This window comes from Methylobacterium sp. AC832, from assembly GCF_979256025.1.
In genome coordinates this window covers 42,660-57,872 of sequence record NZ_CEEDMV010000012.1, presented here as the reverse complement: position 1 = coordinate 57,872, position 15,213 = coordinate 42,660, and the positions used below count along the sequence as shown (strand labels likewise).

At 63.7% G+C, this 15,213-nt stretch carries 13 protein-coding genes and 1 pseudogene; 9 read left to right on the top strand and 5 right to left on the bottom strand.

What is annotated here, in order from left to right; all coding sequences use genetic code 11:
* Positions 1-11: 11 nt before the first annotated feature.
* Positions 12-1,730 carry an NAD(P)H-dependent oxidoreductase subunit E gene (locus AC0IXR_RS23965; RefSeq protein WP_471762449.1) on the bottom strand — a complete coding sequence of 573 codons (1,719 nt, stop codon included), beginning with the start codon at positions 1,728-1,730 and terminating at the stop codon, positions 12-14.
* A 49-nt stretch (positions 1,731-1,779) separates the two neighbouring features.
* On the bottom strand, positions 1,780-2,103 hold the full coding sequence (locus tag AC0IXR_RS23960; protein WP_471762448.1) for a hypothetical protein: 324 nt from the start codon (positions 2,101-2,103) through the stop codon (positions 1,780-1,782).
* Positions 2,104-2,800: 697 nt separating this feature from the next.
* Between AC0IXR_RS23960 and AC0IXR_RS23955 the strand changes: the two genes are divergently transcribed.
* Positions 2,801-3,148 (top strand): avidin/streptavidin family protein, encoded by a 348-nt coding sequence (locus tag AC0IXR_RS23955; protein WP_461228448.1) that lies wholly within the window; start codon positions 2,801-2,803, stop codon positions 3,146-3,148.
* Between the two features lie 192 nt (positions 3,149-3,340).
* Here AC0IXR_RS23955 and AC0IXR_RS23950 read toward each other — a convergent pair whose 3' ends face one another.
* Positions 3,341-3,685, bottom strand: coding sequence for a helix-turn-helix domain-containing protein (locus AC0IXR_RS23950; RefSeq protein WP_461222258.1), 345 nt, complete (start codon positions 3,683-3,685; stop codon positions 3,341-3,343).
* A 185-nt stretch (positions 3,686-3,870) separates the two neighbouring features.
* Between AC0IXR_RS23950 and paoA the strand changes: the two genes are divergently transcribed.
* Genes paoA through paoC form a run of 3 tightly spaced genes read left to right on the top strand, consistent with a single transcriptional unit; the run spans position 3,871 to position 7,631 of the window.
* Complete coding sequence (gene paoA / locus AC0IXR_RS23945; protein ID WP_461228447.1) at positions 3,871-4,464, top strand: aldehyde dehydrogenase iron-sulfur subunit PaoA; 594 nt, start codon at positions 3,871-3,873, stop codon at positions 4,462-4,464.
* Positions 4,461-5,411, top strand: a complete 951-nt coding sequence (locus AC0IXR_RS23940; RefSeq protein ID WP_461222260.1) for an FAD binding domain-containing protein — start codon at positions 4,461-4,463, stop codon at positions 5,409-5,411. Before paoA ends, AC0IXR_RS23940 begins: the two co-directional genes overlap by 4 nt.
* A gap of 3 nt (positions 5,412-5,414) precedes the next feature.
* On the top strand, positions 5,415-7,631 hold the full coding sequence (paoC, locus tag AC0IXR_RS23935) for an aldehyde oxidoreductase molybdenum-binding subunit PaoC (protein ID WP_471762447.1): 2,217 nt from the start codon (positions 5,415-5,417) through the stop codon (positions 7,629-7,631).
* 1,027 nt (positions 7,632-8,658) lie between these two features.
* Here the strand turns inward: paoC and AC0IXR_RS23930 are convergent.
* Positions 8,659-9,387: an SDR family NAD(P)-dependent oxidoreductase gene (locus AC0IXR_RS23930; RefSeq protein WP_471762446.1), complete on the bottom strand. Its 729-nt coding sequence runs from the start codon at positions 9,385-9,387 to the stop codon at positions 8,659-8,661.
* A complete protein-coding gene (locus AC0IXR_RS23925; RefSeq protein ID WP_471762444.1) occupies positions 9,384-10,019 on the bottom strand; it encodes a DUF938 domain-containing protein in 636 nt (211 codons plus the stop codon). Before AC0IXR_RS23925 ends, AC0IXR_RS23930 begins: the two co-directional genes overlap by 4 nt.
* A 154-nt stretch (positions 10,020-10,173) precedes the next feature.
* Here AC0IXR_RS23925 and AC0IXR_RS23920 point away from each other — a divergent pair.
* The 5 genes and pseudogenes from AC0IXR_RS23920 to AC0IXR_RS23900 form a co-directional block, all read left to right on the top strand.
* Positions 10,174-10,485: pseudogene (locus AC0IXR_RS23920) on the top strand (site-specific integrase); the annotation flags it as partial.
* Between the two features lie 104 nt (positions 10,486-10,589).
* Positions 10,590-10,877, top strand: coding sequence for a hypothetical protein (locus tag AC0IXR_RS23915; RefSeq protein WP_461228443.1), 288 nt, complete (start codon positions 10,590-10,592; stop codon positions 10,875-10,877).
* Between the two features lie 57 nt (positions 10,878-10,934).
* Entirely contained in the window at positions 10,935-11,918 is a 984-nt protein-coding gene (locus AC0IXR_RS23910; protein WP_461228442.1) for a formylglycine-generating enzyme family protein, read from the top strand.
* Positions 11,915-13,624 carry an arylsulfatase gene (locus AC0IXR_RS23905; RefSeq protein ID WP_471762442.1) on the top strand — a complete coding sequence of 570 codons (1,710 nt, stop codon included), beginning with the start codon at positions 11,915-11,917 and terminating at the stop codon, positions 13,622-13,624. The genes AC0IXR_RS23910 and AC0IXR_RS23905 overlap by 4 nt, the downstream gene beginning before the upstream one ends.
* 66 nt (positions 13,625-13,690) lie before the next feature.
* Positions 13,691-14,695 (top strand): HAD family hydrolase, encoded by a 1,005-nt coding sequence (locus tag AC0IXR_RS23900; RefSeq protein ID WP_471762441.1) that lies wholly within the window; start codon positions 13,691-13,693, stop codon positions 14,693-14,695.
* Positions 14,696-15,213: the final 518 nt, after the last annotated feature.

Here is a 15,213-nt window from a genome sequence, read left to right as displayed (position 1 = left end):
AATCGTGACCATCATTCGGCAGCCAGCGCCTTGGGGGCAGGAAAAAGATCGGGGAAGAACCGAATGACGCTGCTCAGGGGGGTCGAGGCCGCCTGGCCCAACCCGCAGATCGAGGCGTCGCGCATGCATTGGGCGAGTTCCCCCAGAAGCTCGGTGTCCCAGATGCCATCCTCCATCAGGATACGGGCCTTCTGGGTGCCGGAGCGACAGGGCGTGCACTGCCCGCAACTCTCGTCCTCGAAGAATCGCATTAGGTTCAGGGCGGCCCCCCGAACGTCGTCCCGGTCGGACATGACAACGACGGCCGCCGATCCGATGAAGCAGCCGTATTTTTCAAGTGTGCCGAAATCGAGCGGGATGTCGTTCATCGACGCCGGCAGGATACCACCGGACGCGCCGCCCGGCAGGTAGGCCGAGAAGGTATGGCCCTCCAGCATGCCGCCGCAATGCTCATCGATGAGTTCCTGGATGGTGAGGCCGGCGGGCGCCAGCTTCACACCGGGTTCCCTCACGCGCCCGGACACCGAATAGGAGCGCAGGCCGACACGGTCGTTACGGCCATGGCTCTTCCACCAGCCAGCGCCGCGTTCGATCAGGTCGCGCACCCAGAACAACGTCTCGATGTTGTTGATGAGGGTCGGACGATTGAACAGACCGACCTGGAACGGGAAGGGCGGTTTATGCCGTGGCAGCCCTCGCTTGCCCTCGAGCGACTCGATCAGTGAGGATTCCTCGCCGCAGATATAGGCCCCGGCCCCGCGGCGCAGATGAATGCGCGGTCCGCCGGTAGGAATCCGGGCGATTTCTCGGGTCAGGATCTCACGGGAGATCGGATACTCGTCGCGAAGGTAGATATAGACGTCCGTGGCCTCGACCACGTGGGCGCCGATCAGCATGCCTTCGAGGAAGCGGTGTGGGTCGGTGTTGAGGTAGAGCTGATCCTTGAAGGTGCCAGGCTCACCCTCGTCGCCGTTGACCGCCATCAGCCGCGGCCCAGGTTCGCCGCGCACCGATCTCCACTTGCGCCCCGTTGGGAAACCCGCGCCGCCGAGGCCACGCAAGCCGCCGTCGTCGAGCACCTGGAATATGTCGTCTATGGAAAGGTCGCCGCCTCGGAGACGGTCCAGCGTCGCGTATCCGCCGGTCGCCCGGTACGCGTCGTAGTCGGTGTATTGGGGCAGATGGGCGTGGGTGTCACCGGCCTCGACGGCCGCCCGCACGGATGCCAAGTCTGCCTTGTGGAGGAAGTTGTGCCCGACCTCGACGGCGGGCGCGTGGTCGCAGAGGCCGACGCATGGGGCACGCACGACACGGACCCGGTCCGACGCAAGCTCCCGCTGGAGCGTTGTCAGCAAGTCGTCGGCGCCGAACATCGCGCAGGTGATGCTGTCGCAGACGCGGACAGTCAGCTGCGGAATGTCAGCGTCGCCCTCCTTCACCACGTCGAAATGGGCGTAGAACGTCGCCGTCTCGAAAACCTCGGCGAAGGCGAGGTCCATCTCGTCCGCCAACGCCGCGAGATGATGTGCCCCGATCTGGCCGTAGGTATCCTGGATCAGATGGAGATGCTCGATCAGCAGGTCGCGTTGGCGCGAGCGCGTCCCAAGGAGTTGCTCGATCTCGACTTTGGCATTCGGCTCGACCTGACGGCCCTTTGGCACGGCCCGGACCTTGTTGCGTCCCGTGCCAGGATGAGAAAAATTCCTGACTGTCCCTGGTGCCTCACTCATGGGCGATCCGGTTTCCATTCGTTCTTGCGGTGATTGGTGCGAGCGCTGCCTATTGGCCACCAAAGGCCCGTAGCGGCTGACCGGCTTCGGAGCGATGTTCCATCGTCACAGCACCGGTGGACGTCTCCAGCGACGCGACCCGTGGGCCGACGATGGACCGAAGTTCCGACTCGAAAGCGTCCAGGGCAGCGTTGAGACGGTCCGTCGCGCTTTCGTCCGATCCCGACTGGCCTTTTGAATCGAGGGCCTCGGTCAGTACGCTTTGAAGCCGCTCAATCAACTCTTGCGTGAGTGGTGGCTTGGCCTGCTCAACATAGGCTTGCCTCACAGCATGCGCCTGATCGGTCGCCGTGAGGATGGGGAGCTCGGTCATGGTTGGGCTCGCAAGGGTGCAAAAAGGCGGTGCATGGCGTGCCCGTTGTTTCGGTAACTCGGCATTCTGCCTCTGGCTACCCGTTAATACGCGATATATTTCATGTGGTATATCGCTTTTGCAATGGTTTCAAACTGGCGCTGCGTTGCGGGGGCAAGACCTGGGAGCATGGCTCGGGACCGACCGGGAAGAGACGAGCTTGAGCTTTGCAGGGCGGTGGTGAGCCAGATGCTCGTTATCGTGGGGCATCACTGGACCCGGGTTCACGAGTTCGACGACGAGCCGGAGACGGCTCGGTGCAAGCGATTTGGCGGGCAGGCTCATAAAACCTCGCGGTGGTCGAGTGGGCTAGCGTTAGACCAGCCCAGAAATTGGAATCTACTCGCATACGAACGAGGACCGCTGCGTTCCAGCCTTGTACGGATCGTATTGGTCGGTCGTGACGGCCCCTTCGAGTGTGCTTGTACGCCGGTGGTATAATCCGCCGAGCAGATGTTTGCAGGGTGGATGAGTTACTTAGCAAATTCCGATGGGGCGATATTCCATGAAATCGCCCAAGCTGCGCGTTAGAGACGGTCGCAGATCGGAGGAGTTCTTCTCGGCTTCTTGGGAAACATAGCCGACATCGATATACCGATGCACATATCTCGTGTGCCGCGAATCTGCGTCGGCTGAGCGAGCAGGTGTGGACGCATCGATGTTTGAAGGGACGTGGCGCAGCGCGGCCGGTGCCGAGCTCCGACTATGGCAATTCGGGGAGGCGGTATCCGGCACGTATGCTGCTGGCCAAGCGGAGGCGATGCCGCCGCATCGTGGTCGCATACTGGTCGGTATGGCGGAAGGCAACGTGATTGGTTTCGTGACGGCATCAGGAGCATCGCACACAATCAGGAGCTGGGCGGGTCGCATCTATCCGTCTGAAGGAGGAATGGGTTTCGAGCTTCACCTAGTGAGCCAAACTGTCGGACAGCAGACGTCGCGGGTTAAGTTTTCGCGGTCGGTCAAGCTTGAGACCGTCGTGTTCACCCAGGTGACCGTCGATTAATTAGCGCCTACCCGAAGCTAGAGGCTGTTATGAACCGTGCCAGTTGAGCGACCTGTTTAAGCATGAGGCAGACGAAGGCGACGATGTTGATGCTGGGTTAGTACGACAAGAGCGGATGCAGGACTGGCCACAGGAACGTCTTGGACGCGTGCTCGGGCGCTGGGACTCTCATGTTTCCCGCGGGCTTGTCCTTCATCTCGGCCAGGGCAGTGAGCTCGACCTCGACCTGCGCGAACTGGGAACCGACGACGTCCAGCGGACGCTTGCTCGCCTCGGTCGGGAAGACACCGCGCGTGGATCGGTCAGCAGCCGCATCCCGAGCTGTTCATCAAGATCCGTCATGGCGCGACTCAGGGCCGATTGGGGCACGCCCAGTCGTGCCGCGGCAAGGGCGAAGCTGTCCTGCGGCGATACCGTCGCAAAGGACCGGAGGTCGGTCAGGTTCTCACGCGCAATCGACGGTCCCCGGCGCGCGCATCCGAAGGGGTTGATCCTGCACCTGCGGCGTGCCGATCCGGCCCCATAGTCCACGCGCATGACCCTATGTGGGTTTGCAGGGCAAATCGACGAGATCGTGCGCCGTACATTGGAGCCTATCCAAGGTGTGAGTGTTTCCTCCGCACAACCCGCTCGCGCCGGACGGTTCGAAGCGCCGCCCCCGCATCCCTACGGAGGCCGAGATGGGACGATCTGGAGATCATGAATTGAATCGGAGAGACTTGATGGTGGGAGCATCCGCCACGGCAGCCCTCGCGGCCGTACCCTCGGCGGCGGGCGCCGCCCCCGTGAGCATCGACAAGCCGGTGCTGACGAAGGTGTCGTTGACGGTGAACGGCCAGCGCCGCGACCTTGAGCTCGACACCCGCACGAGCCTGCTCGATGCCGCCCGTGAGCACCTGCATCTGACCGGTTCCAAGAAGGGCTGCGACCACGGCCAGTGCGGCGCCTGTACGATGATCGTCGATGGGCGGCGTATCAACTCTTGTCTTACCCTCGCGGTGATGCACCAGGGCGCCGAGATCACCACCATCGAGGGACTCGGCCAGCCCGAGAATCTACACCCAATGCAGGCGGCCTTCATTAAGCATGACGGTTACCAGTGCGGCTACTGCACCCCGGGCCAGATCTGTTCCGGCGTGGCCGTGCTCGCCGAGATCAAGGCCGGCATCCCCAGCCACGTCACCGCCGATCTCAATGCCACCCTCCAGGTGACAGAGGCCGAGATCCGGGAGCGCATGAGCGGCAACATCTGCCGCTGCGGCGCCTATTCCAACATCGTCGAGGCGATGACCGAGGTTGCCGGGAGGCCCGTATGAAGTCCTTCACCTACGAGCACCCAAGCTCGCCCCACGAGGCGGCCGCCGCCGTCGCGCGCACCCCGAACGCGAAGTTCATTGCCGGCGGCACGAACTTGCTTGACCTGATGAAGCTACAGATCGAGACACCGGCGCACCTCGTCGACGTGAACGGCCTAGGCCTGGACACCATCGAACCGACGCCCGAGGGCGGCCTCCGGGTCGGTGCCCTGGTGCGTAACACGGATCTGGCCGCCGATGCCCGGGTCCGCAAGGACTACGCCGTGCTCAGCCGCGCGCTCCTGGCGGGCGCGTCGGGCCAGCTGCGCAACAAAGCCACCACCGCCGGCAACTTGCTCCAGCGGACCCGCTGCCCATACTTTTACGACACGGCCCAGGCCTGCAACAAGCGCCAGCCCGGCTCTGGCTGCTCGGCCCTGGACGGGGTCTCGCGCCAGTTAGCGGTGATCGGCGGCAGCGAGGCCTGCATCGCCACCCACCCGGGTGACATGGCGGTGGCTATGCGGGTGCTCGACGCTACCGTCGAGACCGTGGATGCCAACGGCTCATCGCGAAAAATCCCGATGGCGGAATTCCACCGCCTGCCCGGCGACCGGCCCGAGATCGACACGACCCTCAAGGCCGGCGAGCTCATCACCGCCGTTACCCTGCCGAAGCCGTTGGGCGGCACGCATGTCTACCGCAAGGTCCGCGACCGGGCCTCCTACGCATACGCCCTCGTCTCGGTCGCTGCAGTGCTGCAGCCGGACGGCACGGGTCGGGCAGCATTCGGTGGCGTCTCGCACAAGCCATGGCGCGTCGAGGCGGCAGAGGGTGATCTGCCACGCGGCGCCAAGGCCGTGACCGACAAGGCCTTCGCCGGGGCCAAGCCTACTCACCAGAACGCCTACAAGCTGAAGCTCGCCGAGCGTACGCTCATGGCGGCGATCCACGAAGCGAGGGCCTGAGCCATGAAGTTCGACACCCCCGCAGGCCAGAACCCCATCGACCGTCTTAAGGTCGTTGGCCAGCCGACCGACCGGATCGACGGCAAGTACAAAACCACTGGCACCGCGCCCTACGCCTACGAACGCCATGACGTGACGCCGAGCCAGGCCTACGGCTACGTGCTCGGTGCCGGCATTGCCAAGGGCCGCATTCGCGGCATGGACACCTCCATTGCCAGGACGGCCCCAGGTGTCCTCGCCATCGTGACGACGCTCGAAACGCCCCGAATGGAACGGGGCACAATGAACACGGCCTACTTGTTCGGCGGCGACCAGGTTCAGCACTACCACCAGGCCATCGCCTTGGTGGTGGCCGAGACCTTCGAGCAGGCCCGCGCGGCCTCCTTCCTGATCACGGTCGATTATACCCCTGAAACGGGGAAGTTCGACCTGGCCGCCGAAGCGAAGTCTGCGAAGCCGGTGAAGGGCGACAGCGGCGAGGGCAGCGGTGGCAACGGCGAGGAGCGTGTCGGTGATTTTGAGGGTGCCTTCGCAAAGGCACAGGTCACGTTCGACGAGATCTACGCGACCGCCGACGAGAGCCACGCGATGATGGAGCCGCACGCGACCGTCGCGGCATGGGAGGGCGACAAGGTCACGCTCTGGACCTCGAACCAGATGATCACCTGGGCCCATGAAAGCATGGCCAAGATCCTTGGTATTCCGAAGGCGAACGTGCGGATCGAATCTCCCTACGTGGGCGGCGGATTCGGCGGCAAGCTGTTCGTGCGCGCCGACGCGGTCCTCGCGGCGCTCGGTGCCAAGGCGGCGGGACGGCCGGTGAAGGTCGCACTGACCCGTCCCCTCATCGCCAACAACACCACCCATCGGCCCGCCACTATCCAGCGCGTGCGCATCGGGGCGACGAAGGACGGCACCATCACGGCCATCGCCCACGAGAGCACCTCCGGCAACCTGCCCGACGGCGATCCCGAGACGGCGGTGAGCCAGACGAAGCTTCTCTACGCGGGCGCCAACCGGCTCACGGCGATGAAGCTCGCACTCCTCGACCTGCCCGAGGGCAACGCGATGCGCGCGCCCGGCGAGGCTCCGGGCCTGATGGTCCTGGAAGTCGCCATGGACGAGATGGCAGAAAAGCTAGGGATCGACCCCGTGGAGTTCCGCGTTCGCAACGACACCCAGGTCGACCCCCACGCCCCGGATCGCCGCTTCTCGCATCGTGACCTCGTCGGGTGCCTCAAGCTGGGGGCTGTTAGGTTCGGTTGGGCGAAGCGCAATGCCAAACCTGGCTCCGTCCGGGACGGGCAGTGGCTCGTTGGTGTCGGGGTCGCCTCCGCGTTCCGCAACAACATGGTGATGAAGTCCGGCGCACGCGTTCGTCTGGATGAACAAGGGACGGTCACGGTTGAAACCGACATGACCGACATTGGAACGGGTACCTACACCATCATCGCCCAGACGGCCGCCGAGATGATGGGCGTCCCGCTGGACAAGGTCGTGGTGCGGCTGGGGGACTCCGATTTCCCCGCCTCGGCGGGATCGGGTGGCCAATGGGGCGCCAACTCCTCGACGTCCGGGGTCTACGCGGCCTGCGTGAAGCTGCGCGAGGCCGTGGCGCAGCGTCTTGGCATCAACTCGGCCGACGCAGTCTTCGAGGACGGCCAGGTCCGCTCCGGAAACCGCGCAGTGCCGCTCGGCGAAGCGGCGCGGGGAGGGCTGACGGTCGAGGACGCCATCGAGTTCGGCGAACTCTCTAAGACCTATCAGCAATCAACGTTCGGAGCCCATTTCGTCGAGGTGGGCGTCGATGTCCACACGGCGGAGATCCGGGTCCGGCGCATGCTTGCGGTCTGCGCCGCCGGCCGCATACTCAACCCGAAGTCGGCCCGCAGCCAGGTCATTGGCGGCATGACTATGGGTGTTGGTGCTGCGCTGATGGAGGAGCTTGCGGTCGACACTAAACGCGGCTTCTTCGCTAACCACGACCTCGCCGGATACGAGGTGCCGGTACATGCCGATATCCCGCACCAGGATGTGATTTTCCTCGACGAGGTCGATCCGATCTCTTCGCCGATGAAAGCCAAGGGCGTGGGCGAGCTCGGCATCTGCGGCGTCAGCGCGGCGGTGGCAAACGCCGTTTACAACGCGACGGGTATCCGGGTGCGGGAATTCCCGCTTACCCTCGACAAGTTCCTTGACCGCATGCCCGACGCAGCCTGAGCTACGGGGAACGGCAGGGACAATGTACGGATATGCGACCTTGTTCGGGCTCGCCTCCGTAGCCGGAATGCACAGCATGTCGGCTTGTGCCGCAGTGACGTGGGCCACCTCGGAGGGCGGGACACGGGGCGCCTCGATCCCGGCCGGCGCGGGAGCACGAGCCATTGTGACGACACTGCCGCGTGGTGAGATGGCAAGGGACAAGATGTCGTTCCCAGCGGATTGCCGCATCCCGCCCTCGTTCGCATTTCGGCTCGCAATCGGCGGATGAGCGTTGGTCGGCCGTCAATCGTCACCCAGGACCGGGGCCCAGGCCGACGCCGTCGCGGGTACACGTATCGGCCGAGCGGCCCGGGGACCGGACTCGCGCAAGTTCCCTGGTCGTGCCCAGGGGCCTTATCGAAAATGCCGCTGCCATAGGGCTTGCGGTTCTCGTCGTTTCTACGGCCGAACGGCATCATGAGCCTATCAGTGCCTATCCCGAAGCTCGTAGTTGGTAAGGCCTTGATGCCCCACTGTAAGGATTCATAGAGACCATCGCGGTCGAAGATGCCCCATCGTGTGGCCGTCATGATGCGGCATGCCGGAACCCGCGTCGCATCTAACCGTGGTGGCTCGCCCGTCCATCGATCTCACGGCCGGATGGCACGCCCCTTCGACGATAGGCCCACTAGGCTGGCCGCCTGCGAACCATCTGCCGTGCCGGAACGGAGAACGGTACGGGCGCCAGGACAGTGCGCCTGCTTCCGGGCGGTCAATTGGTTAAGTAGATCTTATTAGTCGGCCGAAGCTGACCCTTCTCAGACCTTAGGAACGTCCGCTACCGGGCTATTCAATTTATCAGATGGCTATGAAGGGAATGGACAGCTTTCTGCTCATCCGCTTTCAGGCGGATGATAGGCTAATTAAACGTTGGAGGAACCAGTATGCCAATGGTCAAGCTCGCGCCACGCATCCTGCGGGAAACATTCACATCCTGGTAGCGGCCGAGGCAGCTGCCCGTTATCCGTTTGGGCCGAAACCGCGCTTAGGCGGGGATCTTCGAACCGTCCCAAGCGAAAACGCTGCCGGAGTCGGCCGCGCTTAGGCCGTTCAACACGCGCAGGAGATGAGCCGCGCTCACTTCGGGCGAGAAGACGCCGTCGGCCGTCGGGTCCGGCCGGAAGGGCCGCGACAGGCCGGAGGCGACCGTGCCGGGATGCAAGCCCACGACGATCGCCTCCGGTCGGCTTCGGGCGACCTCGATCGCGAGCGTTCGCAGGATCTGGTTCAGTGCCGACTTTGAGGCACGGTAGGTATACCAGCCGCCAAGTCGGTTGTTGCCGATCGATCCGACCCGCGCCGACAGGGCCGCGAACACGCATCGCTCCCGTCGCGCAAGCAGGGGCACGAAATGCTTGGCGACAAGCGCAGGGCCGATCGTGTTGATCGCGAAAATGGTGGCCATCGCGGCGGGGTCGAGCGCCCTGACCGTCTTCTCAGGCGAAACGCCCGCCCTGTGAAGAAGGCCGGTAGCGACGATAACCAGACCCACCGGTCCGGCTTCGCCGACCCTGGCCGCCGCCGCAGCAACCGTTGTCTCATCGCTCAGGTCGATCGGGAGGGGTCGGACACCCGCGGGAACAGATGGTCCCGAGCGTGAGAGCGCGAAGATCGGCGCGTAGGCTTCGCCCTCGGCGAGCGCGCGGACCACGGCCCCACCGATGCCGCCGGACGCACCGATGACAACCGCGCTGGTTGGGCGTGAAGCGGTCAAGGCGCGGCCTCCCGGTCAACGGCGGAGCCTCGGCGCCCTCGGCGAAAGATCAGACTTAGGTTATTGGCCGGCATCGTGATGCGCTCTGCCAGATGAAGATCATGCGCTTTTGCAGCAGCCACGACCGCCTCGATGTCGCGGACCCCCCAGGAGGCATTCCTCGCGCGCAGGCTGTTGTCGAACGTGGCGTTGCTTGGCGCGGTGTGCGCGCCATGCTCCCGGAAAGGACCGTAGAGGTACAACACACCACCCCCCGCTAGCGCCGCTTCTGCGCCAGCCATCAGCCCGATGGTCGCATCCCAGGGTGCGATGTGGATCATGTTGATCGCGACGACCGCGTCCACCCGCGGCACCGGCCACGGCTGACGAATCGCATCGATCGCCAACGGCGATCGGATGTTGGCCAGCCCGGAGGCGTGGGCATGGACGACGATGCTGCGACGGGCCACTTCATTGGGATCGCTTGGCTGCCAGTCGAGGGCGGGCAGCGCACGGGCGAAATGGACGACGTGCTCGCCCGATCCGCTCGCGATCTCGAGCACGAGACTGCTGGGCGGGAAGACGCGTTCGAGGACCTCGGCGATCGGGGCGGCGTTGCGGGCCGCGGCCGGCGAGAACAAAGCATCGCGCATGGGTCACTTCTAAGCGCGGCCGATGCCGAGTGCATGCCCTTTCGTGGCAGCACGCCTACTTCGGGGAAAAGACGCGTCTTCAGCCCATAGCGCGCAGCTGCGGCGCGGGCCGATCGCGATGAGATGCTGATGGCTCCTCAAACGGAGTTCAATCATGACTTCGACCAACGACACCACCCGCCGACCGTGGAATCTCGGCCGCCTCATCGGCCCTAAGCCGCCGTTAAAGCCCGAGCTCATCTATTCGATCCGCACTCGCCTGCAGCACGAGAGCCGCACGCGCGACCTCGCCTTGTTCAACACCGCCATCGACAGCAAACTGCGTGGCTCCGATCTCGTCCGCCTGCGCGTGGCCGATGTCCATCTCGGCGACGGCGTCCGCCTGCGCACCACCATCGTCCGGCAGAAGACTGGCCGGCCTGTACCCTTCGAGCTGACCGAGACTACCCGTGAGACCCTCGCGGCTTAGCTCAATCTGCTTCTATAGTAACAGATGAGTTGCGCTTTGAGATAAATTTGGGGATAATCTTGCGACGCGATTTCTGCGGGAGTTAATTCAGGAGCCGCCGAATGTTTCGCTCTTCAGCTCTCGCATTCCTGCTTCTGACCAATATCGCTGCACTGGCTGGCGAGCTTCCGCGCTACAACGTGGAAGCCACGTGTCGCGCCGCTCCGAGCCTGGAGGTTGGTGACCGGAACACCGACCAGACCTGCGTGCGTGATGAGACGCAGGCCCGCACGCAACTCGGGCAGCAATGGGCCGGCTTCGATGAGAAGCGCCGCGACCAGTGCATCCAGGAGGAGAGTATCGGGGGCACGCCAAGCTACGTCGACCTGCTGACTTGCCTGCAAATGTAAGCTGGCTCGCCCTCCCAAGGAGCACACCGGCACCGAAGCGCACTGACGGGAGGGGACATGTCTACCTGGCTCTTCGAAGAAGTCGCTCCAGCGACGAAGCCCAAGACCTGCTTGGGCATGCGCTACATCCCCGGCGGGACGTTCCGCATGGGATCGGACAGGCACTTTCCGGAGGAAGCACCGGCACACCGAGTGACGGTGGACAGCTTCTGGATCGACGAGACCCCCGTTACGAACCGGCAGTTCAAGACGTTCGTTCAGGCCACCTCCCATCGTACCGCCGCCGAGATCACGCCGGATCCCAAGGACCATCCCGGCGCGATGCCGCACATGCTCTACGCCGGCTCGCTCGTGTTCGTACCGCCTGACCTACCAGTCGATCTGCGGCTCTGGGGCGAGTGGTGGACCCTGCTCAAGGGGGCCAACTGGCGACGTCCCTACGGCCCGAAGAGCAACATAAACAGCCTCGACAACCATCCCGTGGTGCACGTGACTTACGCCGACGCACTCGCCTATGCGCGGTGGGCGGATAAGGACCTACCAACCGAGGCTGAATGGGAGTTCGCCGCCCGCGGCAGCCTCGACGAAGCGGAGTTCGCCTGGGGCGAGGTCTTCACTCCGAACGGGCAGCATATGGCCAACACCTGGCAGGGTCAGTTCCCCTGGCAGAACCTGGCGCAGGACGGCTTTGAGCGCACCTCGCCGGTCAAGGCCTTCCCACCTAATGGGTACGGCCTATACGACATGACCGGCAACGTCTGGGAGTGGACGAGCGACTTCTACACCGATCGCCACTCGGCCGACGCGCCGAAGGCCTGCTGCATACCGACAAATCCGCGCGGTGGCCCGGTCGAGCGAAGCTACGATCCGAGCCAGCCCGAGAGCCGGATCCCCCGTCGGGTCCTGAAGGGCGGCTCGCACCTGTGCGCGCCCAACTTCTGCAGCCGCTACCGACCGGCAGCGCGCCTTCCAGAGCCCGTCGATACCTCCACGAGCCATGTCGGCTTCCGCTGCATCATCAGGGAAAGGAGCGTTCCATGACCCGTGACAAAGCATTTACGCCGGGTACCGTAGGCCGAAACCGCAAGCGGTCCATGAGGGCGGCGCTGATCGGGGCGACGGCCTTGATCACGACGATGCCGGCGGTGCCGACCTTCGCCCAGGCGCCGCAGCAACAGAGGCCCAACATCCTCCTCATCGTCTCAGACGACACCGGCTATGGCGACCTCGGACCTTATGGCGGTGGACAGGGGCGCGGCATGCCGACGCCGAACATCGACCGCCTCGCCGATGACGGGCTGACCTTCTTCTCCTTCTACGCCCAGCCCAGCTGCACCCCGGGGCGCGCCGCGATGCAGACCGGGCGCATCCCCAACCGCAGTGGCATGACCACGGTCGCGTTCCAGGGTCAGGGCGGTGGCCTGCCTGCGGCCGAATGGACGCTCGGTTCAATGCTGAAGCAGGGCGGCTACAAGACCTACTTCACCGGCAAGTGGCACCTCGGCGAGGCGGACTACGCGTTGCCCAACGCCCAGGGCTACGACGTGATGGAGTATTGCGGCCTCTACCACCTCAACGCCTACACCTACGCCGACCCGACCTGGTTCCCCGACATGGACCCCGAGCTTCGAGCCATGTTCCAGAAGGTCACCAGGGGGGCGCTGTCGGGGAATGCCGGCGGGACGGTGACCGAGGAGTTTAAGATCAACGGCCAGTACGTGAACACGCCCGTGCTGGACGGCAAGGAGGGCGTCGTCGGCGTGCCCTTCTTCGACAGCTACGTGGAGAAGGCGGCGCTCAGCTTCCTCGACGAAGCTGCGAAGGCGAGCACGCCTTTTTACATCAACGTCAATTTCATGAAGGTGCATCAACCGAACATGCCGGCCCCGGAGTTCGAGCACAAATCGCTCTCCAAGACCAAGTATGCCGACTCGGTGGTGGAACTCGACACTCGTATCGGCCGCATCATGGACAAGCTGCGCTCGCTTGGGCTCGATAAGAACACGCTCGTCTTCTACACGACCGACAATGGCGCCTGGCAGGATGTGTATCCCGACGCCGGCTACACCCCCTTCCGCGGCACCAAGGGCACCGTTCGCGAGGGCGGCAACCGCGTACCGGCGATCGCGGTTTGGCCGGGCAAGATCAAGCCGGGCAGCAAGAACCACGACATTGTCGGCGGTCTCGACCTCATGGCCACGTTCGCGTCCGTCTCCGGCTTGAAGCTGCCGGAGAAAGACCGCGAGGGTCAGCCGATGACCTTCGACAGCTATGACATGTCACCGGTGCTGCTCGGGACGGGTAAGTCGGAGCGGAAATCGTGGTTCTTCTTCACCGAGGATGAACTGACCCCGGGCGCGGTCCGTGTCGGCAACTACAAAGCCGTGTTCAACCTTCGCGGCGATAACGGTGCAACAACCGGAGGTCTGGCTGTCGATACCAACCTGGGCTGGAAGGGCGCGAGCAAATACGTCGCGACAATCCCGCAGATCTTCGATCTCTGGCAAGACCCGCAGGAGCGTTACGACATCTTCATGAACAACTACACCGAACGCACTTGGACAATGGTCACCATGAGCGAGGCGGTGAAGGGGCTGATGAAGACCTACGCGCAGTATCCTCCGCGTAAGCTGCAAAGCGAGGTCTACACCGGCCCTGTCACGATCTCACAATACGAGCGGCTGCAATCGGTCCGAGATATGCTCTCCAAGGAGGGGATCAGTCTGCCGATGCACGGAGGCCAATGACGGCTTGATGACGCTTGGGACGGGCGCCTTTTCGTAGGCGCCCGTTTGTCTAAAGCGAGGAAGATCATGATGACCACGCGATTATCCTGGCTCTGGGCCTTGCTGTTTGTGGCCGCGCAATTCTCGTCAGCTTCTGCTCAAACCGATCCATTGCCCTCCTGGAACGACGGGCCAGCCAAGCTGGCAATCGTCTCGTTCGTAAGCGACGTCACACGCCAAGGCTCGCCGGACTTCACCGCGGTCCCCGAGCGGATCGCGACGTTCGACAATGACGGGACCTTGTGGGCCGAGCACCCAATGTACTTCCAACTCGCATTCGCGTTCGAACGAGTGAAGGCGCTGGCGCCGCTGCATCCGGAGTGGACGGAGACGCAGCCCTTCAAGGCGGTTCTTGAGGGAGACATGAAGACCTTTGCCGAATTAGGCGAGCGCGGGGCAAGCGAAGTCATCATGGCAACCCACGCCGGCATGAGTACGGCCGAATTCGAAACTATCGTGACCGACTGGCTCGCCATCGCGCGCCATCCGCGGTTCCAACGGCCCTACACCGACCTCGTCTACCAACCTATGGTCGAGTTGCTGGCCTACCTTCGAGCCAATGGCTTCAAGACCTTCATCGTGTCTGGTGGTGGTATCGAGTTCATGCGGCCGTGGGTGGAACGGGTCTATGGCATTCCGCCCGAACAGGTCGTGGGCTCGTCGATCAAAACGTCGTTCGAGATGCGTGCTGGAAGACCAGTCCTGTTCCGCCTGCCCCAGGTCAACTTCGTCGATGACAAGGCGGGCAAGCCCGTCGGCATCAACGAGCACATCGGACGTCGTCCACTCGCTGCGTTCGGCAATTCCGATGGGGATCTTGAGATGCTGCAGTGGACGACGATGGCTGGAGGCGTCCGACTCGGGGTGATCGTCCACCACACAGACGCGGAACGTGAGTACGCCTATGATCGCAACTCGCCCTTCGGTCGCCTAGACAAGGCCTTAGACGCCGCCACGGCGAACCAATGGACGGTGGTGGATATGAAGCGGGACTGGAAGCGGGTTTTCCCCTTCGAGGCTCTTGAGAGATAGGCACCAGAGGCTGCCGATAGACTGCGCTACGATTCTGCCGGGCAACGTTCAGATGTGCTGTCGATACGTCTTTATCTGGAGTGTGAGGGTACGTCCGCTCGCGCGGAGGACACGCGCTGACGGAATCGTCCCCCAGACCCGCGCTTGCCGTTAGTCAGCAAATCGATTGTGGTAAGCGCCGGCTGATCATTCAACGTCCGCTTAACCAACTCGTCCGTCAAAAGGTGCCGTTTTCGCTTCCCAATCACCTCGGTAAGAGCGTCCGTTCTCTTAGGCTGGCCACGAGCGGACGCTCTGAAGGTCGGACAAGGGTGGTGAGCGGTCATTGGGGAATCGCTCAGAAGCGAACATTCAGCTTATCGCGACTACGCCCCGACCTTCATCAAAGTGAGAATGTCGTCGAGCGCCTCGGCCATGCCATCCCCGCTGTGGCCGAGAACGGAAACATCGTTACCTTGCGCCCGCGCGCCTGAGACCCGCCGACGGGGGCGAGCACGCTGACGTCTTGTGATCGTCCT